At 38.5% G+C, this 25,218-nt stretch carries 27 protein-coding genes, 1 pseudogene and 1 riboswitch; of the genes and pseudogenes, 25 read left to right on the forward strand and 3 right to left on the reverse strand.

The features are described 5' to 3' along the window. Positions 1-43 precede the first annotated feature (43 nt). The 7 genes from ACESPO_RS01005 to ACESPO_RS01035 all read left to right on the forward strand — a co-directional run bounded on the left by ACESPO_RS01005 (position 44) and on the right by ACESPO_RS01035 (position 9,663). The gene (locus tag ACESPO_RS01005; RefSeq protein WP_016438860.1) at positions 44-1,540 is read left to right on the forward strand and encodes a rhamnulokinase; all 1,497 of its coding nucleotides are present in this window, start codon (positions 44-46) and stop codon (positions 1,538-1,540) included. Further along, positions 1,537-2,232 (forward strand): class II aldolase/adducin family protein, encoded by a 696-nt coding sequence (locus tag ACESPO_RS01010; RefSeq protein WP_016438861.1) that lies wholly within the window; start codon positions 1,537-1,539, stop codon positions 2,230-2,232. Before ACESPO_RS01005 ends, ACESPO_RS01010 begins: the two co-directional genes overlap by 4 nt. 201 nt (positions 2,233-2,433) lie before the next feature. Next, positions 2,434-3,021 carry a TetR/AcrR family transcriptional regulator C-terminal domain-containing protein gene (locus tag ACESPO_RS01015; protein ID WP_016438862.1) on the forward strand — a complete coding sequence of 196 codons (588 nt, stop codon included), beginning with the start codon at positions 2,434-2,436 and terminating at the stop codon, positions 3,019-3,021. Positions 3,022-3,149: 128 nt separating this feature from the next. Next, positions 3,150-4,295, forward strand: a complete 1,146-nt coding sequence (gene fucO / locus ACESPO_RS01020; protein ID WP_270457086.1) for a lactaldehyde reductase — start codon at positions 3,150-3,152, stop codon at positions 4,293-4,295. A 217-nt stretch (positions 4,296-4,512) separates the two neighbouring features. Continuing rightward, the gene (locus ACESPO_RS01025; protein WP_499788339.1) at positions 4,513-6,372 is read left to right on the forward strand and encodes a DUF5696 domain-containing protein; all 1,860 of its coding nucleotides are present in this window, start codon (positions 4,513-4,515) and stop codon (positions 6,370-6,372) included. A 35-nt stretch (positions 6,373-6,407) separates the two neighbouring features. After that, positions 6,408-7,469, forward strand: a complete 1,062-nt coding sequence (locus ACESPO_RS01030; protein WP_009261908.1) for a helix-turn-helix transcriptional regulator — start codon at positions 6,408-6,410, stop codon at positions 7,467-7,469. 247 nt (positions 7,470-7,716) lie between these two features. Beyond that, positions 7,717-9,663 carry an oxidoreductase gene (locus ACESPO_RS01035; RefSeq protein WP_499788340.1) on the forward strand — a complete coding sequence of 649 codons (1,947 nt, stop codon included), beginning with the start codon at positions 7,717-7,719 and terminating at the stop codon, positions 9,661-9,663. A 68-nt stretch (positions 9,664-9,731) separates the two neighbouring features. Here the strand turns inward: ACESPO_RS01035 and ACESPO_RS01040 are convergent, their stop codons facing one another. Genes ACESPO_RS01040 through ACESPO_RS01050 form a run of 3 tightly spaced genes read right to left on the reverse strand, consistent with a single transcriptional unit; the run spans position 9,732 to position 12,011 of the window. Further along, on the reverse strand, positions 9,732-10,421 hold the full coding sequence (locus ACESPO_RS01040) for a radical SAM protein (RefSeq protein ID WP_499788341.1): 690 nt from the start codon (positions 10,419-10,421) through the stop codon (positions 9,732-9,734). After that, on the reverse strand, positions 10,408-10,995 hold the full coding sequence (locus ACESPO_RS01045) for an ECF transporter S component (protein ID WP_009261905.1): 588 nt from the start codon (positions 10,993-10,995) through the stop codon (positions 10,408-10,410). Before ACESPO_RS01045 ends, ACESPO_RS01040 begins: the two co-directional genes overlap by 14 nt. Further along, on the reverse strand, positions 10,992-12,011 hold the full coding sequence (locus ACESPO_RS01050) for a nucleoside hydrolase (RefSeq protein ID WP_178027623.1): 1,020 nt from the start codon (positions 12,009-12,011) through the stop codon (positions 10,992-10,994). Before ACESPO_RS01050 ends, ACESPO_RS01045 begins: the two co-directional genes overlap by 4 nt. Positions 12,012-12,061: 50 nt before the next feature. Further along, a riboswitch (PreQ1 riboswitch) is annotated at positions 12,062-12,106 on the reverse strand. Between the two features lie 160 nt (positions 12,107-12,266). On the opposite strand from ACESPO_RS01050, the gene ACESPO_RS01055 reads away from it, so the two are divergent. The 18 genes and pseudogenes from ACESPO_RS01055 (at position 12,267) to ACESPO_RS01140 (ending at position 25,086) form a co-directional block, all read left to right on the forward strand. Further along, entirely contained in the window at positions 12,267-12,929 is a 663-nt protein-coding gene (locus tag ACESPO_RS01055) for a response regulator transcription factor (protein ID WP_499788431.1), read from the forward strand. Beyond that, entirely contained in the window at positions 12,926-13,939 is a 1,014-nt protein-coding gene (locus ACESPO_RS01060; protein ID WP_499788342.1) for a sensor histidine kinase, read from the forward strand. Before ACESPO_RS01055 ends, ACESPO_RS01060 begins: the two co-directional genes overlap by 4 nt. Positions 13,940-14,048: 109 nt before the next feature. Next, complete coding sequence (locus ACESPO_RS01065; protein ID WP_499788343.1) at positions 14,049-14,816, forward strand: ABC transporter ATP-binding protein; 768 nt, start codon at positions 14,049-14,051, stop codon at positions 14,814-14,816. Next, a complete protein-coding gene (locus ACESPO_RS01070) occupies positions 14,806-15,855 on the forward strand; it encodes an FtsX-like permease family protein (RefSeq protein WP_499788344.1) in 1,050 nt (349 codons plus the stop codon). The genes ACESPO_RS01065 and ACESPO_RS01070 overlap by 11 nt, the downstream gene beginning before the upstream one ends. Positions 15,856-15,891: 36 nt before the next feature. Next, positions 15,892-17,001, forward strand: coding sequence for a hypothetical protein (locus ACESPO_RS01075; protein ID WP_499788345.1), 1,110 nt, complete (start codon positions 15,892-15,894; stop codon positions 16,999-17,001). A 370-nt stretch (positions 17,002-17,371) separates the two neighbouring features. Continuing rightward, positions 17,372-17,722: a hypothetical protein gene (locus ACESPO_RS01080; RefSeq protein ID WP_009261893.1), complete on the forward strand. Its 351-nt coding sequence runs from the start codon at positions 17,372-17,374 to the stop codon at positions 17,720-17,722. A gap of 47 nt (positions 17,723-17,769) precedes the next feature. Continuing rightward, positions 17,770-18,585, forward strand: a complete 816-nt coding sequence (locus ACESPO_RS01085; protein WP_499788346.1) for an alpha/beta fold hydrolase — start codon at positions 17,770-17,772, stop codon at positions 18,583-18,585. Between the two features lie 308 nt (positions 18,586-18,893). Continuing rightward, entirely contained in the window at positions 18,894-19,130 is a 237-nt protein-coding gene (locus tag ACESPO_RS01090; protein ID WP_120105919.1) for a DUF6061 family protein, read from the forward strand. Between the two features lie 501 nt (positions 19,131-19,631). Continuing rightward, positions 19,632-20,288 carry a hypothetical protein gene (locus tag ACESPO_RS01095; protein WP_120105922.1) on the forward strand — a complete coding sequence of 219 codons (657 nt, stop codon included), beginning with the start codon at positions 19,632-19,634 and terminating at the stop codon, positions 20,286-20,288. 60 nt (positions 20,289-20,348) lie between these two features. Beyond that, entirely contained in the window at positions 20,349-20,846 is a 498-nt protein-coding gene (locus ACESPO_RS01100) for a hypothetical protein (protein ID WP_117677650.1), read from the forward strand. A gap of 23 nt (positions 20,847-20,869) precedes the next feature. Continuing rightward, a complete protein-coding gene (locus ACESPO_RS01105; RefSeq protein WP_009261888.1) occupies positions 20,870-21,511 on the forward strand; it encodes a hypothetical protein in 642 nt (213 codons plus the stop codon). Continuing rightward, positions 21,508-22,467, forward strand: a complete 960-nt coding sequence (locus ACESPO_RS01110; protein ID WP_318265207.1) for a DUF6560 family protein — start codon at positions 21,508-21,510, stop codon at positions 22,465-22,467. The genes ACESPO_RS01105 and ACESPO_RS01110 overlap by 4 nt, the downstream gene beginning before the upstream one ends. A 31-nt stretch (positions 22,468-22,498) precedes the next feature. Beyond that, positions 22,499-22,717 (forward strand): hypothetical protein, encoded by a 219-nt coding sequence (locus ACESPO_RS01115; protein WP_499788347.1) that lies wholly within the window; start codon positions 22,499-22,501, stop codon positions 22,715-22,717. A 130-nt stretch (positions 22,718-22,847) separates the two neighbouring features. Continuing rightward, positions 22,848-23,309 (forward strand): annotated as a pseudogene (locus ACESPO_RS01120) (ABC transporter ATP-binding protein); the annotation flags it as partial. Between the two features lie 54 nt (positions 23,310-23,363). Next, positions 23,364-23,567 (forward strand): hypothetical protein, encoded by a 204-nt coding sequence (locus ACESPO_RS01125; protein ID WP_270602548.1) that lies wholly within the window; start codon positions 23,364-23,366, stop codon positions 23,565-23,567. A gap of 84 nt (positions 23,568-23,651) precedes the next feature. Continuing rightward, complete coding sequence (locus ACESPO_RS01130) at positions 23,652-24,380, forward strand: hypothetical protein (RefSeq protein WP_270457044.1); 729 nt, start codon at positions 23,652-23,654, stop codon at positions 24,378-24,380. Positions 24,381-24,472: 92 nt separating this feature from the next. After that, entirely contained in the window at positions 24,473-24,835 is a 363-nt protein-coding gene (locus ACESPO_RS01135) for an alpha/beta fold hydrolase (RefSeq protein ID WP_120105687.1), read from the forward strand. After that, positions 24,832-25,086, forward strand: coding sequence for a hypothetical protein (locus tag ACESPO_RS01140; RefSeq protein ID WP_035102487.1), 255 nt, complete (start codon positions 24,832-24,834; stop codon positions 25,084-25,086). The genes ACESPO_RS01135 and ACESPO_RS01140 overlap by 4 nt, the downstream gene beginning before the upstream one ends. The last annotated feature ends 132 nt before the right edge of the window (positions 25,087-25,218 follow it).

The following is a 25,218-nucleotide window of genomic DNA, read 5'->3' on the forward strand; positions in this document are numbered from 1 at the left end:
CTGGAGTGCTCCAACGACTAAAAAGTAGAAAGAAGGATAGAAAATGGCAGAAAAGCACATGCTGGCGGCCGATTTTGGAGGTTCCAGCGGAAGAGTAGTAAAAGGCAATTTTGACGGAAACCAGATTTCTCTGGAAGAAATACATCGTTTTACAAATGAACCGGTGACTTTGTGGGGCAAAGAAACTTCCGTGATGTGCTGGGATTTCCTCAGATTGTTCTGTGAACTGAAAAAAGGAATATTAAAAGCAGGAGGGAACACGGACAGCATCGGAATTGATACCTGGGGTGTCGATTATGGTCTGCTTGATCAAAGCGGACAACTTCTTACAAATCCAATCCATTATCGTGATCTGCGTACCAGCGGAATGCGAAGAGAAGCTGCTGCACAGATAGAAGAGTCCTTTTTGTATGAAATTACAGGAAGCCAGTTTATGGAGATCAATACTTTCTATCAGCTTCTGGCGGAGAAAAAGATCCGAAAAGACCTGTTTGGTATGGCAGAGCAAGTTTTGTTTCTGCCGGATTTGTTCGGGTATTTTCTATCAGGAGAAAGGACTGCGGAATATTCGATTGCTTCCACTTCACAGCTTCTGGATGCGAGAGGAAAAAGCTGGTCAGAAGAAATCTTAAAAGCAGCAGGGATTTCCAGAAGACTGTTTCCAGATATCTCCATGCCTGGCACACCGCTTGGAATGCTCCGAAGAGAGCTGAGTCAGGAACTTGGTGTGAAGTCATTGAAGGTTATTACGGTGGCAGGTCACGATACGCAGAGTGCTATGGCGGCAATTCCGGCAGAAGAAGAGGATTTTTTGTTTTTGAGTTGTGGTACATGGTCATTATTTGGGACGGAGTTAAAGGAGCCGCTGATCAATGAGAAAGCATTTTCCTACGGAATGACAAATGAAGGCGGCTGTGAAAATAAAATTTCCTTTTTGAAAAATATTGTGGGATTGTGGATGATTCAGGAGAGCCGCAGGCAATGGATGCGGGAAGGACAGGCGTATTCCTTTGGAGAGCTCGAGGACATGGCAAAATCTGCAAAACCGTTTTGCTGTCTGTTAGACCCGGATGCACCGATTTTTCTCCCGGAAGGAAATATGCCAAAGAGAATCCGAAGATTTTGTCAAGAGAGCGGACAGAACATTCCCGAAACACCGGGAGCAATTGTCAGGGGAATCGATGAGAGTCTTGCACTTTGTTACAGAAATGCAATGGAAGAAACTCAAGATTGTACGCAAAAAAAATATCGGGCGATCTATATGGTGGGTGGAGGGATCCAAAGCAATCTGCTCTGTCAGATGACGGCCAATGCCTGCAAGGTACCGGTTATCACAGGACCACAGGAAGCAACGGTATACGGAAATCTTGGGATGCAGCTCATTGCAGAGCAGGAAGTGAAAGATGTAAAGGAGCTTCGTGGTCTGATCAGAACTTCAGAAGATCTTAAACGGTACGAGCCTTCGGACACCGAAGTGTGGGATGAAATATATGAAATCTGGAAACATACAGTAAAAGTGAGAGAGGACAACATATTATGAAAGAGTATAGAGAGTTAAGAGAACAGATCTGTGATGTGTGTCATAAAATGTGGCAAAAAGGATGGGTGGCAGCCAACGATGGAAATGTTTCCGTTCGATTAGAAGATGGGACATTTCTTGCAACCCCTACAGGTATGAGCAAAAGTTTTATTACACCGGAGAAACTTGTCCATATTGATAAAGACGGGAAGGTTCTTGATGGAGAACAAGGACTGCGCCCTTCTTCGGAGATTAAAATGCATCTGCGCTGCTACAGAGAAAGAGAAGATGTCGGAGCAGTGCTGCACGCACATCCGCCGGTGGCGACCGGGTTTGCAGTGGCAAACATTCCGCTGGATGATTATTCGATGATTGAAACTGTGATCTCCCTCGGCTCCGTTCCGGTTACTCCTTACGGAACACCTTCCACAGAGGAAGTACCTGAAGCGATCGCTCCGTATCTTGCCGATCATGATGCGATGCTTTTACAGAATCATGGCGCACTGGTAGTAGGGCCGGATATCATCGGGGCATATTACCGGATGGAAACACTGGAATTGTTTGCACAGATTTCCTTAAATGCAAAATTACTCGGAGGTGCCAGGGAACTTTCGCGCCAGAATATCGACCGTCTGATCTCTATGAGAGAGCAGTATCAGGTTACGGGCAGACATCCGGGATATCGGAAATATCATGAGGAGCCGACCATATAAAAATAAAAAAGAATAAAACAAGAGAAAAAACCGGTACCAAATCATACAGCGTGCCGGCTTTTTTCTTGTGTTCTTCAGACAATCTGTATATAATAAATTTAAGGATTTTTGACAGAAAGATGAACTTAGAAAGAGACAAAATCTGTCTAAGAGCAGAGAAGAGAGAGGAAAAGATTTGTGGTAAAAGAGGGAGCAATACCTATGGAATATTTGTGTGACAGCAATGCATACGGAAAAAATACCGACCGCATGAAATACCGGCTTGCGGATGCGATGAAACAATGCATGAAAACGGCGCCCGTGGAAAAAATTACAGTCAAAGAGATTGTGGAGGCGTGTGGCATAACAAGGCAGACCTTTTATCGAAATTTCAAGGACAAATATGATCTGATCAATTGGTATTTTGACAAAATTCTCCTGGAGTCATTTGAACACATGGGAGAAGGCGAGACCATCTATGAGGGACTTGTCAATAAGTTTTGTTATATTCGTCAGGAGAAGATGTTTTTCCGGGTAGCATTCAAAAATGATGACCAGAATTGTCTGAGGGATCATGATTTTCAGTTGATTCTCCAGTTTTATACAGAAAAAATTGAGCAGAATACGCAAAGGCAGATTTCCGATCGCGTTCGATTTTTATTGGAAATGTATTGTCACGGATCGATCTATATGACTGTACAGTGGCTGTTGGGACAATGGAAAGGGACACCGGAAGAGCTTGCATCACTGCTTGTTGCCGCGATGCCCGAAGAACTTTCTGCTATGTTCAAAAAGCTGAAACTTTTGTAAAGTGACAGATTTCCTTTTTTGTAACTTTCTATTTAGAAAAAGAATTGTTAAAATGTAAACAAAAGAAAGATGAGATAGGCATAGAGTAAAGAAAACATGCCATATCAGAGAAAAGGAGATTGAGGACAATGGCAAACAGAATTATGTTAAACGAGACATCCTATCACGGAGCAGGAGCGATCAAAGAAATCGCAACAGAGGCAAAAGCACGGGCATTTAAGAAGGCATTTATCTGCTCGGATCCGGACCTGATCCAATTTGGAGTAACAGGAAAGGTGACAAGCGTACTCGAAGAGGCAGGACTTGCTTATGAGATGTATTCTGATATTAAAGCAAATCCGACAATTGAGAATGTGCAAAATGGTGTCAAGGCATTTAAAGCGGCAAACGCAGACTATATTGTTGCAATCGGCGGAGGCTCTTCAATGGATACCGCAAAGGCAATCGGCATTATTATCGCAAACCCGGAATTTGAAGATGTCAGAAGTCTGGAAGGTGTTGCGCCTACAACAAAACCGTGTGTTCCGATCATCGCTGTTCCGACAACGGCAGGAACTGCAGCAGAAGTTACAATCAACTATGTCATTACAGATGTGGAGAGAAAAAGAAAATTTGTTTGTGTAGACCCACATGACATGCCGGTTGTTGCAATTGTAGATCCTGATATGATGTCCTCTATGCCAAAAGGGCTGACTGCATCCACTGGTATGGATGCATTGACACATGCGATTGAAGGATATACAACAAAAGCAGCATGGGAAATGACAGATATGTTCCATTTAAAAGCGATTGAAATCATTGCAAAATCGTTGAGAAGCGCGGTAGCAAACGAAAAAGAAGGACGTGAAGGAATGGCGCTTGGACAGTATATTGCAGGAATGGGATTCTCAAATGTCGGTCTTGGAATTGCCCACTCTATGGCACATACACTTGGTGCTGTTTATGATACCCCGCATGGTGTTGCATGTGCGATGATGCTTCCGATCGTTATGGAGTATAATGCAGAGTGTTCTGGAGAAAAATACCGTGAAATTGCACGGGCAATGGGAGTAAAAGGTGTCGATGAGATGTCTGTCGAGGAATATCGGAAAGCAGCTGTGGATGCTGTACAGAAACTTTCCGTGGACGTTGGAATCCCGACAAAACTGGAGGCACTGAAAGAAGAAGATCTTCAGTTCCTTGCTGAGTCAGCTCATGCAGATGCATGCGCTCCGGGAAATCCAAAAGATGCAAGCGTAGAAGATTTGAAAGAACTGTTTAGAAAATTGATGTAGGGAAAGATTTTTATAACAGCGATTAATATATTTGAAAGAAATAGTATCCACCTTTATTAATGAAAGAAGGTATCGCAGAGAGGAGTATTAGGAAATAGAGTCTCCTCTCTGTTTTTGTTTCGCAGAATCGGGATTTATGCTATAATGTTCTGAAAACAGTCTATCAAAGATGTTTGATGTATTGGTAGGAAAAGAAAAAGAGTGAGGGAATTTAGATATGAGTGAAATCAAAGTAAGTCATCAGAGTACAGCGCTTGTTCTGAACACAGAAACGCTCGGCATCGAGATTACAGCACATGGCGAAACATGGCGTTCAGAAAAGACGTATCAGCCACATTTTTATGTAAATGATAAAAAAATATATTTTCATCAGGCTGGAAAACTAGAACACTTTTCGTGGAATACCGGTGTCGGCTGTGGGATCAGAAGTGTATTTTCCGGTTTTCATCTTTCGGGGAAAGAGGATACTTTAAGTTTTCAGACAGTCATCTGGATTGAGTATGCGACGGAGGATATATTCTTTGAGCTGAATCCTCTGACAGAATCTGAGCAGTGTATTGGAAATTTTTACTGGCCGGGACAGATGGAGTTTCGCAAAAAGACAAGCGATTGGTATACCGTGATTACAAACCGTCAGGGCTTACTGATCCCAAATGACTGGAAATATGATGCCGGAAAAATCGTATTTGACGGGCAAATGTGCAGTGCAGGGGCATTTATGCCATGGTTTGGACAGGTCAGATGTGGAGCTGCGTATATCGGGATTGTCTGTGATCCGTGGGATGCCGGCTATCAGGTAGAACATCCGGAACAGTCTGATTATTGTCATGTATCTGTCAGATGGCTTCCGAGCCTTGGAAAGCTTTCTTATAAGCGTACCATCAAATATCGTTTCTTAAAGAATGCAGACTATAATGATCTATGTAAAGTATATAGAGCTTACGCGAAGGAGAACGCACTGCTTGTTACGTTAAAAGAAAAAGCAGCAAAAAATCCGGTTGTAGACAAATTTATCGGTTCTGCTATCGTACATACTGGAATTAAGACACATGTATCGCCAGATTCTTTCTATTATGATAAAGAACATCCAGAAAAAAATGATGAAGTGATTCCGTTTGCAGTAAGAGAAGCGCAGATGAGGAAATTAAAAGAACATGGACTGGAAAAAGTTTATCTGCATCTGGATGGATGGGGAAACCCAGGATATGATAACCAGCATCCGGATTATCTGCCTGCTTGTGAGGAAGCCGGTGGATGGGAAGGAATGCGATCACTGTCGGAATGTATGAAAGAGATGAATTATATTTTTGCAATCCACGATCAGTACCGCGATTATTATTTTGATGCAAAGACGTATGATCCTGAATTCTCCATGATTTCTCCGGAAGGGAAAAAACCGGATTTTTGCCGTTGGGCAGGAGGATGGCAGACATACATCTGTGCAAGTCAGTCTCCACTTTACTTGAGAAGAAACTTTACAGAACTTTTTCGTCAAGGAATTCAGCTGGAAGGAACGTATCTGGATGTTTTTACCTGTAACGAGCCGGATGAATGCGCGCATCCGTGGCATACAATGACACGAAAAGAATGTCTGGAATATCGGAAAAAATGTTTTGACTTTCTAAACGCAAATGAAATTATTGCAAGTTCCGAGGAGACGATCGACTGGGCAGTGCCAAGTCTTGTGACTGCCCATTACAGCCCGTATTCATTTATGGTAGAAGAAAATGGTTCGATGCTTGGGGTTCCGGTTCCGCTATTTAACCTTGTATACCATGACTGTATGGTAGTTCCATGGATGATGGATGCAGATCAGCCCGAAGGAGACTATATGCTATATGCACTTTTAAACGGTGGCGCCGCATACTTAAACTGCGAAGCAGAAGGAAAGGAACTCGAAAAGGAGATTGAGCGCTATCGGACTGTGGCACAACTTCAGGAAAAGGTTGCTTATTCTGAGATGGTGCGCCATGAATTTTTAGATGGAAATTATAAGAAACAAAGAACTGTCTTTGCTGACGGGACAGAAGTAACCGTAGATCTTAAGGCGGGAACTTATCAGATTCATCAGAACTGAAACAGTCACAGTATGCAGCGAAAGGATCTGAAATTATGAAAGATATGAATGGATATTATGATTTTTCCGGGCAGAAGTTCGGTTATCCCTTGAGCCTTAGCATCAATGGATTTTCGCAAAATGTTTTTACAAGGCAGAGCAGTCTGGAACTTTCCTATGTGCTCTGCGGAGAATATGAAGCTGTGACAGAACAGTTTTCTACCATTGTCCACAAGGAAGAATTGATCCTCATTGCACCTTATGAAATGCATCTGCTTAGAAAACGCTGTGGGAAAGATGACGGAAAAATTCTGACAATCCATATCGACTTTGATCGTATGCCGGAGTCGATGACAGGAGAAGTAAAAGGGCAGTTTTATTCGGGAGTTTTTAACAGCCAGAAGAATCCTTCTGTCTATTTTCCGTTGAAGCGTAAGATCGGAGAGCTTGTAAAGATGTTGATGGATGGTCAAAGTAATCTGCTGCGATTGAATGTGTTGATGGCAGAACTTGTTTGTTTTTCAGCTCGCGAAAATATTTCGTTGGAGGAGCTTCCACTTCAATCGGAGTATCAGGAGAATTATCTTAAAGCAATCAAGTACATTGATGAACATTTTAAAGAACCTTTGACGCTTCAAGACGTAGCAGACCAGCTTTCTTTCAGCTTATCTTATACTTCCAAACTTTTGAAAAAATATATGGGGATTCCGTTTAGTAAATATTTATCTTATGTTCGTGTGCGGGCCTCGCTGGAAGCGTTGTTGGAGGGAAAAGAGCAGATTGAACAGATTGCTCTTGAATGTGGAATGCCAAATGGAAAAGCTTATACGAAAACGTTCCGAGAGCTCTACGGAATTCTGCCCAGTGCTTACCGCAGGCAGTTTAGACAAAATCTCAAGTACAGTAAAGATGAGGAAGGAAGAGTTATGCAGTTGGATGAAGAGCAGAAAAGTCTGCTTTTTCATCTTGTGGAAGGAAACAGACAGATGGTGTATGAAGATGCAAAGCTTGTGATCTGGAAAGAGCAAGAGAAGTTCTGCTGCCAGGTAAAAGAAATGTGGAGAGATGTCACAGTTGCAGCAAATGGAAAAATAGAAGTATTTTTTGAGGAAACATAAAAAATCGAAAGAGGCAGAGAGAAATTTTTTGCAGGAATAAAAAATAGCAGAAGATTTCTCTTTTGTTTTGTCTGGAAAATTTCGGATAAGTAAAGACAAAATCGGCACAGATTTTCAAAAAAGTTTGTAATCTCATATGAAAATAGGACAAAATCTGCCTGCTGATGTATCTGAAAGGGCGGGTTTGGAAAAGAAAGACATGGTACAATAAGAGCAAGAACAAATGAATACGAAGGAGATACAAATTATGAATTCTTACGAACATTTATTTTCCCCAATTCAGATTGGAACGACAACAGTAAAAAACCGTGTATTTATGCCGCCGATTTCTACAAATCTTGCTGACAAAGGTTATGTCACAGATGAGTTGGTTGAGCATTATGCGGCACGTGCAAAAGGTGGAGTTGGTCTGATCATTACGGAAGTCACTACCGTAGAGCCTACTTATATTTATCTGCCGGGAGATATGTCTATTTGCGACGATTCTTACATTCCGGGTTGGAAGAAACTGACCGACGCAGTTCATAAATATGGTGCCAAAATTCTTCCACAGTTATTTCACCCAGCTTATATGGCATTTCCGATACCGGGAACTCCGCAGTTGATCGCTCCGTCCAATGTTGGCCCTTACTATGCAAAAGAAGCTCCAAGAGCTGTGACTATAGAAGAACTGAAAGTGATCATCAGACAGTTCGGGGAAGCTGCATTCCGTGTGAAGCAGGCTGGCGGTGACGGAGTAGAAATCCATGCAGCCCATGCTCATGGCTTACTTGGCGGATTCCTTTCCCCGCTCTACAATAAGAGAACAGATGCTTACGGCGGAGACATCCACGGCAGACTGCGTCTGACATTGGAGGTCATTGAGGAAGTCAGAAAAATGTGCGGAAAGGATTTCATCATTGATGTCCGCATTTCTGGTGATGAATATACAGACGGAGGTCAGAACTTAAATGATGCTGTCTATGTAGCAAAACAGTTAGAAAAAGCTGGGGTTGATTTCATCCATGTATCCGGAGGAACTACAATTATGCGAGGAAGTTCGATCCCTGCACCGGGAACACCGATGGGATCCCACAGCAAAGTCGGAGAAGAAATCAAAAAACAAGTATCGATTCCGGTTGCGACCGTAGGGCGCATCACAGAGCCATGGTTCGCAGAAGAATTGATTGCAAATGGAAAAGCAGATATTTGCATGATCGGACGCGCAAACCTCTGTGATCCAGAATTTGTACAGAAAGCTTGTGAGGGAAGAGAAGATGAAATCCGTCCTTGCATTGGATGTCTGCGTTGCCTAAATGGCATCATGTTTGGAAAACGTGTCGCATGTACCGTTAATCCATCTCTGGAACTGGAAAACGAGGATAATATTCCGGTTGCACAAGAAAAGAAACAAGTGCTTGTGATCGGAGGAGGACCGGCAGGCATGGAGGCCGCTTTCGTTGCAAAAAAACGCGGACATGAAGTAGTATTGTGCGAGAAAGGTGATAGTCTTGGTGGACTTGTAAAACTTGCAGCAGTTCCGATTGCAAAACAGGAATTGACGAAAGTGATTCAATATATGGAGAGAAAACTTATCCGGGAAGGTGTAGAAATCCGTCTGAACTGTGAAGTGACAGAGGAAATGCTGAAAAATGAATTCGCAGGATATGAAGTCATTGCAGGAACAGGTGCGGATCCAATTGTAGTAAATGCATTTACTGCATTTAAGCACTGCGTGACTGCAGACGATATTCTTGCAGGAAAAGCGTTTGCCGGAAGGAAAGTAGTAGTGATCGGTGGGGGATCTGTAGGGTGTGAAACGGCAGACTATCTTGCTCCGCTTGTCAACGATCTCTTCCCGAGAAATCGTGAAATCATCTTGCTGGAGATGGCAGACGGGATCATGCTCCAGGAATCTGGTCCGGGCAGAAGTCTTCTGACACAGCGGATGATGAAAAAAGGAATTCAGATCCACTGTAAGGCAAAGGTAGAAAAGGTAGAAGCGGAGAAAATCTACTATACAGAAAATGGTGAAGAACACTGTATCTCGGATGCAGATACACTTGTGCTTGCAATGGGATACCGACCAGATTCGAAATTAGAAGAAACGCTTAAAAAAGTAAATGTTTCTTACCATTTGATCGGAGATGCAAAGAAGGTAGGAAATATCAAAGATGCAATTACAGAAGGATATCAGATTGCAAGAGAAATTTAACAGATAGCTGATATAATGTAAAGTAATAAAGAAGCTATTTATTTTAAAACAGGGGACGAGAGTTATTCTCAGTCCCCTACACCAAAATCTGTCTTTTCATATAACACTTCTACACTTGGATCTTCTAAAAGATACGCATATTTATTCATAAACCAGTCTACCAGTTCCGGATCTCTTTTTACATCGGTACTGTTATTTGTAAACACATTGACCGTTCCTAGTTCAAAATGCGTCTTCAGCATTTGGATGTCATAATCAATCATTTCTTTTGTCTGTCCTTTGATCCCAACCATCAGACACGGGGAGTCAAAGTATCTTCGGACTTCTTCCGGGGAATCGAAATTAGCATGTTTATTTAAATAGTCTTCCCGAAAACTTCGATTGAATGTCTCTACACCAATCTTAAAAGTAATTGGAATTCCCATATACTCCCGCATTTTTTGCAAATGTTTCCGATACATCCAGTGAGCTTCAAAAAATAGACGGTGAATCTGCTTTTCGATGATGATATCTTTGATCAATTTTAATGTTTCTTTTGGAAGTTCGAAACAGCTTCCAGAGTTGATGACTTCCAACACTCCGAGTTCTCCTGTGACACGAGAGAGAATTTCATAGTTTAAATCATTTATTGTATCAATATCCCGGGAATTATCGTCAATATAATCACAGAATCGGCATTTGCCCCAGGCACATGGTTTGCCTTTCAGAAGTACGATTTCGCGGGGATTTTTATTGGTGATCTTATTATACCTTTCCATGAGATTTCTCCTTATCTGCAGCTATTTTGATGGAAGAAGGAACTACAGCCAGCAGAGCAACCGTTAAAGCAAGAACAATGGCTCTGTCTGCATAGTCTGTCAATCCTTGTACGATACAGACGCTGGCAGTTAATCCCAGACCAAGATGATGGAGCAGTTGCACCAGAAGTGTGGATCCGGAAGAAGTAATTCCGCCAAACACGATCGCGGTGATGGAAGAACTGATGACGGTTCCAGGAATGCTGACGATTCCTGCTCCAAGCAGGATTTTTATCAATCTTTTCCTCTCATGAAATGATATTTTCTGAAAGAGAAGTCCTGCAATCCCACCGGTGATCATCTGAACAGGTAAGTAATAAAGAGCATAAATATCAGTAGTCACGCCTCCAATGAGATTGCTTATAATCCCCGGGATCATTCCCGAAAGAGGTCCCATCAGAGCTGCTGCGAATACAGTGCCAAGAGAATCCAGATAAACCGGAAGCCGAAACAGCAGCGCGATATGCCCTCCGATGAGGTTGATTACAGAACAAAGTGCGAGAAGACAAAGCTTATTTGTCGAAAATTTTCTCATTGTGAGTCTCCTTTCATAATCTGCTCTAAGACAGAACAGCTTACCTTAGGATGTACTCCAAGAACTCTGTCAAAAAACATCTGCATAAATGCCAGAGGAGAAGTTTTGGTCAGAACGTGACTGTTTTTGTGTCCATGCCAGAAATCAAATCCATCTACGACACTCTGACCGATGCAAAGCCCGTCTGTTGCAATTCTCGTACAGGCATCGATACCACTGCAGAGTGTACGGTCCACAAAATAGGCCACCGCAAGCGGATCATTGATAACACAGCCGATGACACCTTCCTGTTTCCAGTGGAAGTCAAAATAGAACCGGGTAATCTTTCGGATCCGTTCACCTATCTGTGGATTCACATAGCACATATATTCTAAGATGTTGGGAGTCAGAACAATTTTTCTTGTCACATCTAATCCGACCATATGAATTTTTTTATCCTGGCAGACAGGCAGGTCTTCAAATGCACGGTATACGATTTCTGCTGCATGAGGATCACACCAGTAGTTGTATTCTGCAACAGGTGAACAGTTTCCGTGACTTTGATAACTTCCGCCCATGCTGATCAATTCCCCAAGTCCGGCAAGACTTTGCGGATCCTCTTGGATCACTTTTGCAAGGTTTGTAAGAGGGCCCAGTGCAATGATCGACACCGGGTCATCAGTTTGGGCAGCATTTTTCAGTGTGTGGGTAAGAAACTCCACACCACTTTCATCCATGATTTGATTAGTAATTTCAGGGTAATGAGATTCGCCGAGACCGTCTTCCCCATGGGTATCCATGGCATCCACGTAAGGGCGGACAAGTGGCAGTTCTTCTCCAAGATAAACAGGAATGTCCGGGCGGTTCATCCAGTGAAGGACTTTTTTAGCATTTGCCACACCTTTTTTTGCCGGTACATTTCCAGAGACAACTGTGATCCCTAAAATTTCTAATTCGGGTGAGCAAAGTGCCAACATCAGCGCAAGTGCGTCATCGATCCCGGGATCACAGTCAATAATGACTTTTTTAGCATTCATTCTCCAATCTCCTTTACTTTTTGATTCTGTGCTCAGAGAGCTACAGTATGAGATACTTGGTTTTTTATACTGGGAAGTTCACGAACCAGTCCAGAGGGTAAGAAATCCCTTCTGATTTTATAAATGCGATGTAGAGTATAGCACAAAATAGAGTGTATGTACAGTGTTTTATGAGGAAACATTGATGAGAAAACATTTATACGTTTTGGAATATTTTTATTGGAATAGTTTCCTTGAAAATGTTATAATACTTGCATACTATTTTTAATTATTGAAGATGATCCAGTGATCCGTAAAGAACTGCAAACAGGACTGGAGGGAAATAAATATCACACGTCTGTTATTGAAGATTTTTCTGATGTAACAGAACAAGTGCGAAAAATAAATCCACATCTGATTTTATTGGATATTAAATTGCCGCAAGAAAATGGGTTTACCATTTGTTCTGGCATTCGGAGTTTTTCACAGGCTCCGATTATCTTTGTTACCAGCTGCAATACGGATATGGATGAATTGAACAGTATTATGCTTGGAGGAGATGCTTTTATCACAAAGCCCTATCACACAGCCATTTTACTTGCAAAAATTACTTCCTTGCTGAAACGTGCTTATCCTGATATACAAAGCAGACATCTGACTTATCAAGGTGTTTCTTTATCTTTAGAGACTGGAACAATCGAAGCGGAAGGAAAGCAGACAGAACTCACAAAAAATGAACTGAAGATTATGTACTATCTATTTGAACATGCCGGAACCATTTGCACGAGAGCAGATCTGGTTGAATATTTATGGGACAATCAGCTCTATGTAGATGATAATGCATTGAGTGTAAATATTGGACGTATCAGAGAAAAACTATCAAAGATTGGTGTTAAAGACTTTATTAAAACGAAACACCGTCAGGGGTACACATTATGAATGGAAAACAGTATTGGAAAGACAAAATCCCTATTTTCATCATCAATATCGTCTGTATGGTATTGTTATCGGTTTTTCTGTTCTTTGTAGGAAATAATGTAGATAGTATTGCAGTGATTCTTATCATCTGGACGATGTTACTGGCTGGTGTACTGACGTTTACCTATCATCAGCGAAAAAGGAGATTAAACAGATTAGTAAAGATGGCAGAAGGACTGGAAGAAAAATACTTGTTATCAGAGATGCTTCCGGAACCGGAACATGCCGAAGAACAGGTTTATTTTCAACTCTTAAAAATGGCGTCCAAATCTATGCTGGAACAGATTGGAACAGTAGCAAGGGAGAGACAGGAGTACCGGGAATATATTGAGCAGTGGATTCATGAAATCAAAACACCGATTACTGCAATGAAACTATTGTGTGAAAATCATAAAGAGCCTTTTACCAGAGAATTGATGAGGGAACTGGAAAAAACCAATCGCTTTACAGAACAGGCGCTTTATTATGCCCGTAGTGAATATACGGAAAAGGATTATTCTGTTCAGGAAATCCGGTTATTTGATGTGGTGCATCAGGCGATTGCAGATAACAAGTATCTCTTATTGCAGAATCAGGTTGCCTTAGAGACGGAAGAGAGTGAACTGACGGTTTATTCGGATGACAAATGGCTCCGGTTTATTCTGGATCAGTTGATTGTCAATGCTGTAAAATATAGTCGGGAGCATCCCGCATTGCACTTTTATAGCAAGGTGCAGGGAGATCAGATTTTTCTCTTTGTAAAAGATCATGGAATAGGAATTTCTGCAAATGATCTGCCCCGTATTTTTGAGAAAGGTTTTACCGGGCAAAATGGTCGTATCCGGCAAAATGCAACCGGTATCGGACTTTATCTTTGCAAAAGACTTTGTGACAAGCTGGGAATTGGAATTTCCGCCCAGTCAGGAGAGACAGGAACGACGATGATTCTGTCCTTTCAAATCAATCATTTTATTCATCAGGTGCAGGGCTGAGAAAAGCCCTGCATTTCTTACATTTTTGTTAGAAGTTTGTTAGAAAACTTGATACAAACACAGGCAGAAATCCGTTACAATGATAATATCAAAAGACGAGGTGAGTATCATGAAAGAAATTTTAAAATTAGACCATATTCAAAAATTTTATGGAAATGAAGGCAATGTAACAAAAGCGATTCAGGATATTGATTTTTCTGTGCAGGAAGGTGAATTTCTAGGGATTATGGGCGCATCAGGCTCAGGAAAAACAACGATGCTGAACTGCATTTCTACCATAGATACGGTAAGCGCAGGGCATATTTATTTGGATGGTACAGATGTAACTGAGATAAAAGAAAAGGCGATTGCAAAGTTTCGGAGAGAAAATCTGGGATTTATTTTTCAAGATTTTAACCTGCTGGATACTTTAACCATTAGTGAGAATATTGCTCTGGCCCTGACGATTAACCACATTCCGGTCAGGGAAATAGAACCGAGAGTGGAAGAGATTGCGAAAAGTCTGAATATTGCCAATATTTTGGACAAATATCCATATCAGGTTTCCGGTGGACAGAAGCAGAGATGTGCTTGTGCCAGAGCAATTATCAATCACCCGAAGCTGATTTTGGCGGATGAACCGACAGGGGCCTTGGACAGCCACTCATCTCAGATGCTGCTGTCTACCATGCAGAGTATGAATGAGAATCTGGGTGCAACCATTCTGATGGTTACACATGATGCATTTTCGGCAAGCTATGCCAATCGGATTTTATTTTTACGTGACGGTATAATTTTCACTGAAATCTTAAAAGGCAGGGACACCCGTAAGGTATTTTTTGATAAAATCCTGAATGTTCTTACTATGATGGGAGGCGGGGTAAGTGATGTACTTTAGATTGGCATTTCAAAATGTAAAACGTTCTATAAAAGATTATTTGATTTATATTATGACACTAACTGCCTGCATCTCCTTATTTTACGCATTTTTGTCGATTACCAGCCGTTATTATAGACCAGATATTGGTGCGGAGTTTAATCTGGAGGTGTTAGGAGACGGAATGTTGCTGGTGATTATATTAATTACCATGCTTTTGATTTTTCTGGTGCAGTATGTCAATCGGTTTATGATAAGGAATCAGCAAAAAGAATTCGCAGTGCAGAGTATCATGGGAATGGAGCAATCAATGATTGCCGGTCTTTTCTTTATAGAAACATTGGTAATGGGACTTTTCTCACTGGTGTTAGGAATTGTATTGGGAGTCATTTTCTCACAATTTATTACTGCCATGTTGCTGCAGGTTTTTCAGAAACCATTTGTGTTTTCGTTTATGTTGTTTCCGGATACAGTGTTCCTGACCGTTTTCTTTTTTGGCACTTGTTTTGCAATCGTAGGACTGTTTCAGATTCGTACTATCAGAAAGATAAAAATCATTGATATGCTTCATGCAGATCGAAAAAATGAAGCATTTTCCACAACTCATAAATGGGTGGAGAAGGTTTTAAAAGTTAATTTTATTTTGTTTTTTCTGATGGGGATTTATAGTATCAGGACATTGACTTATTACCTTACTGATGAGTTTCAAACAGCAATTCAAATATGGGTTTTAATCAGTATTGTAATACCTTTTGTTATGGTAGGCTTGGGAATTGCTGAAAAGAAGATACGAAAATCTTGCAGCCATGTAAAATATCTGCTTATGGTTGGATTGGTCGGATTTGCAGAAACGATAACCGTAAGTCTGCTTCCTGTCTGGAAAATGTATTTTGCTCTTCCGATGGATAAGGGGGCATTTAATTTATATCTGGCATTTATCATCTGGTGTCTGATATTTCTTTTCAGTGTATTTTTTGTTGTATTCAGTGATGGACTTCTGGTCTTGAAAAATCGTAGTCTACGAGTAAAGTATAAAGAAGAAAATCTGTTTTTCTTCTGACAGATTTTATCAAAATTAGGATCGAATACACTGTCAATGACTTTAATCTGTTTGACTTTGACATTATCTATTTCCCTATTTTTACTTACCCCGTTCTTGGTGGAATGGGCACAGGGATTTTTAGATAAGAGAGTGGCGTATGATATTCAAATTGATTCCGACTATACAGCTGCAGAGAATGTAAAATTATTGCCCGAAACAGATTACGCATTTTTGGATTCATTTTTTGAGGAAAAGCACATCACTTTGAAAGACGACTGTACTTTTTCAACATACTTTTTGAAAGCCTCGGATGTTCATGGGCAAGGTGCAATTACAGCTATTTCCTTGTCAGATTATAACCACTTGATGGAAATGTTTGGATATGAGGAAATTTCTCTTGCTGAAAATGAATTTTCAACACAGTGGTTATCCATTACACCGAAAAGTACGATAGAAACTTTCGAAACCCAGTGCGATAGGATCGCTACAGATAATGGAGAACTGATTCTTTCTGCTATTGAACCGAAAACAGAGGAACTAGGAGAAGTAATATACAGTAATCAAAATGTTGTTCTGATTCTACCTGATTTGACGTGTGATAAGCTGACGGTCGCAAATTCTTATCGGTATATCATGACAGAAAGTCCTCTTTCCTATGCAGACGCCGAACAATTAACGGATTATTTCGATGAATATATGCCGATGGATGGACAGGAGGTTTATTCTGTCACTACAAAAACAATTGAAAGAAATGATACTTCTGCATTGATTTTCATTGTACAGACAGGATTGATCTATAGTGCAATTATTTTATTTGTTATATGTTTTACAATTCTATCTCTGCAGCAATTATCTGATTCTGGAAAGTATCGGTATCGTTTTCAGGTTTTAAGGAATATGGGAGTGGAGGAAAACCATATCCGCAGGTTGGTATTAAAACAATTAGGAATTTGGTTCGGAGTCCCTGTTATGGTAGCTCTTCTTATATCTAGTGCATTTATACTGTTTTTATTTATTGGATTTTCCATACAGATTAGAACGTATATCGGCGCTTGGAAATTGTTGCAGCAAGTAGGAGCTATTTTGATTATTTTGTTTGCCTTATTGATCTGTTATTTCACCAGCACCTGGATATTATTCCGAAAGTCCATTTCACAAGGGTAGGAGGGAAAATGTAACGTATGACTGTAGAATATGAGGATGGGAAGCCTGTCCATCTAGAATATGTTTTAATATAATTGCACGAGTTAGACAACTGAATATGCTCATGGTCAGATGAAGAAACCGATGTATTGAGCTTAGAGCAATCATGCGTCGGTTTTTCTTTTGAAGAAGCACAGGAACAAGCCGAAAAAGAAGTGAGATATGGAAAGATAAAGTTTTTAATACCAATGTGGGTAGTCAGGCAAAAACAGATTATCCTTGTCTAATAAGGATAGAAAACATAGGTGAAGTATGGTAAAATGGGAATAACAAATCTGAAGTTGTTGGTATAAATTAAAAGTTATAAGAAGTGGAAAAGGAGGACAAGTTAATGATAAAAAAAATAGCTATTGTACCCTATGTAACGAATGGGAGAAATTCACAGATTGGGCATGATGGGCATTTTAACATTTTAAAGAAAAAGAGAAGTACTGTATTAAAAGAGAATTTACAGTCTGTGATTGAAGCGAAAAGTTGGGAAGCGGAAGTAATTGTTGATGTCAATCATGGAGATTTACAATCGCTGAAACGAGAAGGAGTAAACTTGTTTTTAATTCCGGAAGATATTGCTAGGTATATAGACTATAGCAGTGTTAATAAGGATGAGTGTTTCGAATTAACACATGATGAATATGAAAGCGGAAATATAGATAGAGTAGTGAAATACATAGAAGAAAATTGAAACATAATCTCTTAGAGGAGCTTATCAAATTTGGGAAGGTGAACGCATTGAAAGAAAATACATATCGAACTTCTTGTGGAACGATTCACTATTGGTCGAGTATTACAACGCCTAATGCAATTACGCTTGCTTTTCTTCCGGGACTGACGGCTGATCATAGATTATTTGAAAGACAAATGGAATATTTTGATGGAAAATATAACATTTTTGTATGGGATGCACCTGCACACGCATCCTCGTGGCCATTTAAATTTAATTTTGATTTGTTCGATAAAGCAAAATGGCTGAAAGAAATTTTTAAACGGGAAAAAATCACAAACCCTGTTATTGTCGGTCAATCTATGGGTGGATACGTAGGACAAACTTATGCGCAGCTTTATCCTGATCAATTGTCGGGTTTTGTTTCCATTGACTCTGCACCATTGCAAAGAAAATATGTAACCGGCTTTGAAATCTGGCTTTTGAAAAGAATGGAGCCCGTATATTATCACTATCCTTGGAAACTGCTTTTGAAGTCAGGTTCAAACGGTGTAGTGACTTCCCATTATGGAAGAGACTTGATGCGCAAAATGATGTCGGTATATGATGGAGACCAAAAACGTTATGCGCAGATTGCAGGGCATGGCTATCGCATTTTAGCCGAAGCAATGGAAAAAAATCTACAATATGAAATTAAATGTCCGGCTTTGTTGATATGTGGCATGCAGGATCATGCGGGTTCTTGTATCCGGTATAATAAGGCATGGCACCAAGACACGCAGATTCCTTTGAAGTGGGTCGAGGGTGCTGGACACAATTCCAACACTGACAATCCAGAACTGATAAATGATTTGATAGAAAGCTTTCTTAAAAATATTCAATAGAATCGGATAAATCGAAAACTTTCAGTTGATATTGCACTTATTTTAGGAAATTTAATAACTGTTATATTTGATTATCAAATTCTTCGCAAACCCTTGAAAATACTAAGTTTGTAGCAAGTGAGCTTTCCCTTACTCTTTCCCTTGTGTTATATTCTCCCATTAGCTTTCATGAATCTTAATATGGGAAAAAATAAGGGAAAGAAAATTTCATAACACAGTATAACAATAACGACATGGTGAACTGATTGAAATGTTTTCGATATTTAACTCTATAACTGATTATTAAAAGAAAACGGAGATAAGATACGATGAGAACAATTTATGCAGAATACAACATAAAACACGATAGTATTGATGTTTACACAAGTGTTGGATATATGCTTCGCATTGATTGCTGGGAAGCTGAAAAAGATTTAAAAACTACATATGGATCAGAATGTGCGCTTACTTCAGTGGCTGTGGATGAGCCTTTAGAATATGCAAGATTATATCTTGATGGCAATTTACAGATGTGGGTGGATGCAGAAGATTCACTTGAATTATAGAACAAGAATAACGGATAGAAAACCTCGGATGCCTATTTTACAAGGGTTTCCGAGGTTTCTTTATGCCTGATGGTTCTATTTTTCTGATGGAGTATTATTTTCGGGATAATGGCGAAAGGCTTTAGCGGTATAGTTAGAAGCACCGTTTCCATATTTTGTATTGGTTATGGTTTTTATATAATCACTGGAATAAGAGTCAATTGTAGAGCAAATGAAATAGACACAGGGGATTAAGGAAGAGTTGAAGGCAGATAAACAGATGGAATGGGTAGCAAAATAAATACTATACAAGAGTGTGAAAAGGGAATTTTGAATAAGGAGATGATTTGGCAATAAGGCGCAGTAATCTGGTGGAAAGCAAGTCTGAAAATGGCTTGCTTTTTGCTTTACAATGTGGTTAGTTGATGTATATAATTATGATAAAGAGATAAAATTGATTTTTATATTTTGGTTCGATATTGTGATGCAGTTTTTCTATATTAAAAAATATACGAGGTTATAATGAAGAATAAAAGTTATGATTATATCTTTGGAAATGGAAAATTTAATACTTGGTTCAACATTATAGTTAGTATTATTAGTTGTTCGGCAATATCGTTTTGTTTAACCGAACTTTTGTTTTCCTTTGATTTTAAAGTGAGTTTTCAAAAAGCACTGATTTTTACCATACTTTTTGTGATTTTTTTATTATTGTTTTATTACTTTATAAAACAACGTACTTATAAACTATTCGATCAAAAAATAACATATGGATTTAGGGAACGAAAAATTTTGTATGCGGATATCCATTCATTAGTTTTTACACTATCCTCCAGACCTAAAGGAATATATGATATTGGACTGGGAGAACCATACCTATACATAAAAGAAAATGGGAAGAAAAAATATATATGCAATATTACAATTTATTTGGCATATCCAAGTGTTATACAAAAAAGATATGATATCAATATAAGCAATGGGCAGATAGGAATGTCTCCTGCCTACAGTTTTAACTGTTATGATATAAAAAGTATTTTCAATTTGATACATAATTCAAAAGCAGATATTTATGTGACGAAGAGTTTTCTTCTCTTTAATAATTGGACAATAAATAACTTTTGCAAAGAATACAATATCTCTATGGAAAGGGTTCAGCTTATAAACGATGGAAACTAATGTAAAAAAATTTGTATTGTATTGAACTTTAGAAAACCTTTTTATGAGAAAGGATAACGTATGCAAGAATATTATAAAATATATTTTCCTTATTCCAAAGAACATTTATTGGAACAGATTAAGAAGACTACAAAACCATTATGTATTTCAAACCAGGCTTATAGAGATATGGCACTTGCAGCCTACAAAGAAGAGGATAATACCTTATGTATCGGATATGCAGCAGGAAGTATGACAGGCGGTGGCTGGGAAATGCTCCAGACACATATAAAAAGCTATGGGGGAGATGTAATGCTGGAAGGTACGTTTGTGCTTTTGCCATACATAAAAAAAGCTGCACTTTTTTTTCTGCTCATAGTGATTTTATTTGCATTGTTTTTTTCTCAGGGAGATTTATTGATTTTAACAGAATGTCTGATTTTATTTATGTTTCCATTATATCTGCTGTATAGGAATATTTCTAAGATAGGAAAATGTGAAGAAGGGCGACGGCTTGTTTTATTATATCTGGAAAAGGTGCTTCATGCAAATGTGGAAATATCCGTAGAGGAAGAATAAAGAAATGATAGGGGAAAACGAGAATGAAAAAGATTAATGAACAAACAAAAAGTTTTTTACTATACGGTATAGAAGATGTGATTAAGCCGAAAGAAATCTACAAATTAGATGGAGCAATCTTGTTTCTAGTATTTTTATTTTTCTTTTTATCTGAATCAGCTCCATCACCGTTTTTTTCAAAAGTATTTTTAGTTATTGTTTATCTTGGATTCGTGATTCTTAGTTTTTCAAGAACAGAAGTGACAGGGAAAAAGGTTTTTTGGATCATTGGAATACAAAGTCTGACGTTTTCTATTTTGTTCTGTTGGGCAGCAACTATCCTCATGCTGACAACTATGAAAGAAGAATATTATAAGAGGTATCTAACCATACTCGTTATCATTTACATACTGGTAATCGCTGCATACATTTTTCTTATAATAACTTTGATTAAAAAAGATATCTACAATCCATCTTCTTCCAAAAAGCTGGCTGGAGGATGGTGTATTACTAGTTTTGTATTGCTTGGAATGGGTGTCGCAAAAGTACTTAGTAGCAGCGTTGAATATACAGCCATGATTAGAATTGCAAGCCTTTGTTTCTATTTTTGTTCTTTGGGTTCTATCTTAGGAGTTTTTCACCTGGTAAAGTATTTTGCTGTCAAAAAATGGGAGGTTGAAAAATGAATATTTTTATGAAAAGAATCCTATCAATCAGTCCTTGGGTTGCGGCTCTGTTGGTTATCAGGGCAATAAAAATAAAAAAGATAAATCGTGAATTAAAAACTTTAGAACAGTTGGAAGAAAAGACTATAGATGAAAATAATTATAGCATCCAAGAAGAAGGATGGCTGGGAATTTTATTTTTGGTTGGAACTATATTTTTCTCAGGATTACTTTTGTATGGTTTTATAGACGGACAGGCGGATTTTTCTGTTATAGTGGCGTATGGAATATTGATTGCTTTTTCTGGAATCTGTACCCTGCATTTGTTCCTGTGGAGAGTCAAGGTAAATCATGATGTAATTGAATACCGGTCGCTTTTTGGAAAAAAATATTATAAATTTTCAGATATAACAAGAAGTGTAGATAAAGAAAATGGTACATTGGAAATATATGCAGGGGACAAAAAAATATTCAAATTTGATGAAAACATAAGCGTATCATTGTTTGAAAATAGTCTGTCTAAGCATAAAATTTCACAAGAAACATGGTTGAGTTGTAGAGATAAAACGTGCATCATAAGACCAAAAGAAAGCCACTATGTTCTACCGGGCATTTTCTTTTTATATTTGGTTTACAATAGTGTGATACTTGTATCCAATGCAAAAGAAACAGCTTTTGTTTTCCTTTTATTCTCTCTTGTACCGGGAGGTATATTTTTCTATTTTTTAATGGACAAAACAATTGTCCAGGATGGATGGTTATATAGAAATGGATTTTTAAGGAAGAACTGTAAAATAAGATTAACGGATATTACCCAGATGAAAAGAAAAAAGGATTTATTTGGAGAAGCTCTTATTTTATATAAAAATCAGAAAAAAATCGCTAAAATTTCTGCCCGAAATAGAAATGTGGACTGGCTGCAAGTAAAGATTGCAGAAATAAAAAAGGATAAGAAGAAATTAGAGCGTAAAAAATGAAAAATGTGAATCATATAGGGAGATTGAGTTTATGGATAATGTCATTAGATTAAGTAAATTTGTAAAAAATTTAGGAATAGTAACAACAGTTCTTTTTTTAATAATCGTACTGGTAACATTTGTTACAGGAAATATGGGGGTTGCGATATGTTTTATGCCTTTTGTATTTTTAGGTATTGCTTTAATTTTGGTATACAAGAAACAAATAATTGTAGTAAATGAAGATGAATATCCGTGTTGGAAATCATAACAGCAAGTGGAGATTTTAATTCATGGGACGCTGTTGCAACAAAATCTTTTTGGCTTTGCAGTATTCGTTCCGGTGGAGCAAACGACTTTTTCAGTAGATAACGAGTTAGAACGATAACAACGATACAAAAGGGACTGTCCTTTGCAATGGCGAGGATATTACAAAAAAAGGGCTGAATTACCACAGAAAGCATAATATCTCATTGGTATTTCAAAACTATAATCTGATTGATTATTTGACAACGGTTGAAAATGTCAAATTAGGTGGTAGTGGAAATGCTGAAAAATTATTGGAAGAAGTCGGTATTGGGAAAGAATACTGGCAGAGAAATGTATTGCAACTATCTGGCGGACAGCAACAGCGTGTGGCGATTGCAAGAGCTTTAGCCAGCGACGCTCATGTACTTCTCGCAGATGAACCGACGGGAAATCTTGACGAAACTACCGCTGATGAAATCATTGCTTTACTGAAAAAGACTGCACATGAATTAGGAAAATGTGTTGTTGTAGTTACACACAGTAAGCATTTGGCAGAAGAAGCTGACGAAATCTTAGAAATTAAAAACGGTGCAATTTCTTTTTTGACTGAATAAAAAGAATATTGCCATAAAGTTGACATTAGGGAATAGTTTAGATACATTTATGACATGAGGTGCAGTGGTTCAATCCCTTATGGCTATAAGCGTGAAAAATACGATAAGCAGCAGCTCAGCATTGATGAACCGGCGGCAGAAATCGTCAGAAAAAATTTCCATCTGTCTATCCGCTTCTTGGCGACTTACAGTGAGGAACGCAGACAGAAAGCCAGTGAATATGCGAAAAAGCATGGGCTGAACAGTCAGCAGAGCTAATGTGATAATCAGGGGTGATATGCAGTTAAAATGTCAGGTGCAGACCTGAAAAAAATAACCATGTAGCAGAGGAGATTGTGTAATATGAAGGAACAAAAGAAATCTTCCTGGGGAGCGGCTATGGTGTCGTTTTTTAAGGAATATCTATTTAACTTTTCAGGTCCAGGTCATCTTTATTATGATGAAAATTTAACCAATGAAGGAAAAAGAAAGAAAAATTATATTTGGAGAGTGCTTCTACTGGTGACTGCGGTAGGAGTAGCCTTGCTTCCTTTTATAGCTTGGAATATGTTTGTTCCAGATGTACTATGGGCAAAAATATTTGCCGTTGTAATGTGTGAAGGCTATGCTGTTTTTATAGTAAGTATGGAGATTATCGAAGTAAAGGATGAGCTAAGGGAAGATATATTAAAAATAGGTGGATATAAAATTACTCCCAAAGGAAGTATTTCCCTATTTAAAGAAATTGATTTTAAGATTGTTCAAACAGAGTATTCTTATACAATATTGATTTCTAAGAAACCTTTAAAATGGCTTTATAAGAAGTTTTATGTTACAATCTACGGAAGACATGGAAAAGTAAAAAAGATTGAATTGGTTCGAGCAGACAAAAAATATTCTACGAAATATGAGACAATGAATGATACAGTCTTAGAAAAGTTGCAAGAAGAAAATAATAAATTTTTAAGGAAATACTTAGGCATTCCCAGTAAAAAGAGTATGAAAGGTGTCGAATATCATTATGAGTGGGGACAAATACAATCGTTCTATGATAATCGTTCTTGTCGAATAGGAATTGTAATTATGTTTTAAAATAAGGAAATTAAATTTTCATAGTTTTATTGAGCAGGAAATCTGAAAAGATCTCCTGCAAAGCAATAAGCTGGCAGAAAACAATTTCTTACATGAAAGATCAGAAAGATATTTTGTGTCCAGAGCTATGTTCCATTCTAAATGGACAAGATGCAACCTATGAGAACTTATATACTTCGTTTGTTGAATATTGCAACAGAATTGATGGACAGATTCATCTGGTTGGTCTTCCGTTAGGTGGGATCATAGCTATGAATTATGCATTGGATTTTCCGGAGAAGGTAAAAACTCTTGTCATAATTGGTACGCCCCATAAAATTCCGAAAGTAGCATTTGAAATTCAAAATGTAATATTTCAATTTTTCCCGAAATCTGTTTTTAAAGAAATGGCATTTGATAAAAAGGATACATTTGCCTTGGGAAATTCTATTAAGAAATTAGAAATTATAAGATGATTTTGCAGACTGGTATCCTATATGGATTGTTGACAGATGTGTTTATCTACCTACTTTATAATCGAGTCCTTAGAAGAGTAATGAACTACTATATGGCTCATGTGCTTCAATTCTTACATCTAACTTCCAATGTTCCAAATCTGGTTTTGATTGGAATTATGGTGTTGAATGTTGTGATTGCGGTGGCAGCAGTAATGTTCCCGGCTTGGAAGATGGGAAGAGAAAATATCATTGATGAGATTAGGGGATAATATCCTCTATTAGTTTTTATTTTTTGCCTCGTGTTTTTGAAAAAATATATACACAAATCGCCTAACAATATATAATACTACTATAAATTATAAACAAAGACAGGCTGTAACATTATTATTTATCATATGTAG

This window comes from Coprococcus sp. HPP0074, from assembly GCF_964238105.1.
Taxonomy (GTDB): domain Bacteria; phylum Bacillota; class Clostridia; order Lachnospirales; family Lachnospiraceae; genus Faecalimonas; species Faecalimonas umbilicata.

Coding starts and splice junctions, on each gene's coding strand:
- ACESPO_RS01005 (WP_016438860.1), top strand. CDS start 44: ATGGCAGAAAAGCACATGCTGGCGGCCGATTTTGGAGGTTCCAGCGGA.
- ACESPO_RS01010 (WP_016438861.1), top strand. CDS start 1,537: ATGAAAGAGTATAGAGAGTTAAGAGAACAGATCTGTGATGTGTGTCAT.
- ACESPO_RS01015 (WP_016438862.1), top strand. CDS start 2,434: ATGGAATATTTGTGTGACAGCAATGCATACGGAAAAAATACCGACCGC.
- fucO (WP_270457086.1), top strand. CDS start 3,150: ATGGCAAACAGAATTATGTTAAACGAGACATCCTATCACGGAGCAGGA.
- ACESPO_RS01025 (WP_499788339.1), top strand. CDS start 4,513: ATGAGTGAAATCAAAGTAAGTCATCAGAGTACAGCGCTTGTTCTGAAC.
- ACESPO_RS01030 (WP_009261908.1), top strand. CDS start 6,408: ATGAAAGATATGAATGGATATTATGATTTTTCCGGGCAGAAGTTCGGT.
- ACESPO_RS01035 (WP_499788340.1), top strand. CDS start 7,717: ATGAATTCTTACGAACATTTATTTTCCCCAATTCAGATTGGAACGACA.
- ACESPO_RS01040 (WP_499788341.1), bottom strand. CDS start 10,421: ATGGAAAGGTATAATAAGATCACCAATAAAAATCCCCGCGAAATCGTA.
- ACESPO_RS01045 (WP_009261905.1), bottom strand. CDS start 10,995: ATGAGAAAATTTTCGACAAATAAGCTTTGTCTTCTCGCACTTTGTTCT.
- ACESPO_RS01050 (WP_178027623.1), bottom strand. CDS start 12,011: ATGAATGCTAAAAAAGTCATTATTGACTGTGATCCCGGGATCGATGAC.
- ACESPO_RS01060 (WP_499788342.1), top strand. CDS start 12,926: ATGAATGGAAAACAGTATTGGAAAGACAAAATCCCTATTTTCATCATC.
- ACESPO_RS01065 (WP_499788343.1), top strand. CDS start 14,049: ATGAAAGAAATTTTAAAATTAGACCATATTCAAAAATTTTATGGAAAT.
- ACESPO_RS01070 (WP_499788344.1), top strand. CDS start 14,806: ATGTACTTTAGATTGGCATTTCAAAATGTAAAACGTTCTATAAAAGAT.
- ACESPO_RS01075 (WP_499788345.1), top strand. CDS start 15,892: ATGACTTTAATCTGTTTGACTTTGACATTATCTATTTCCCTATTTTTA.
- ACESPO_RS01080 (WP_009261893.1), top strand. CDS start 17,372: ATGATAAAAAAAATAGCTATTGTACCCTATGTAACGAATGGGAGAAAT.
- ACESPO_RS01090 (WP_120105919.1), top strand. CDS start 18,894: ATGAGAACAATTTATGCAGAATACAACATAAAACACGATAGTATTGAT.
- ACESPO_RS01095 (WP_120105922.1), top strand. CDS start 19,632: ATGAAGAATAAAAGTTATGATTATATCTTTGGAAATGGAAAATTTAAT.
- ACESPO_RS01100 (WP_117677650.1), top strand. CDS start 20,349: ATGCAAGAATATTATAAAATATATTTTCCTTATTCCAAAGAACATTTA.
- ACESPO_RS01105 (WP_009261888.1), top strand. CDS start 20,870: ATGAAAAAGATTAATGAACAAACAAAAAGTTTTTTACTATACGGTATA.
- ACESPO_RS01110 (WP_318265207.1), top strand. CDS start 21,508: ATGAATATTTTTATGAAAAGAATCCTATCAATCAGTCCTTGGGTTGCG.
- ACESPO_RS01115 (WP_499788347.1), top strand. CDS start 22,499: ATGGATAATGTCATTAGATTAAGTAAATTTGTAAAAAATTTAGGAATA.
- ACESPO_RS01125 (WP_270602548.1), top strand. CDS start 23,364: ATGAGGTGCAGTGGTTCAATCCCTTATGGCTATAAGCGTGAAAAATAC.
- ACESPO_RS01130 (WP_270457044.1), top strand. CDS start 23,652: ATGAAGGAACAAAAGAAATCTTCCTGGGGAGCGGCTATGGTGTCGTTT.
- ACESPO_RS01135 (WP_120105687.1), top strand. CDS start 24,473: ATGAAAGATCAGAAAGATATTTTGTGTCCAGAGCTATGTTCCATTCTA.
- ACESPO_RS01140 (WP_035102487.1), top strand. CDS start 24,832: ATGATTTTGCAGACTGGTATCCTATATGGATTGTTGACAGATGTGTTT.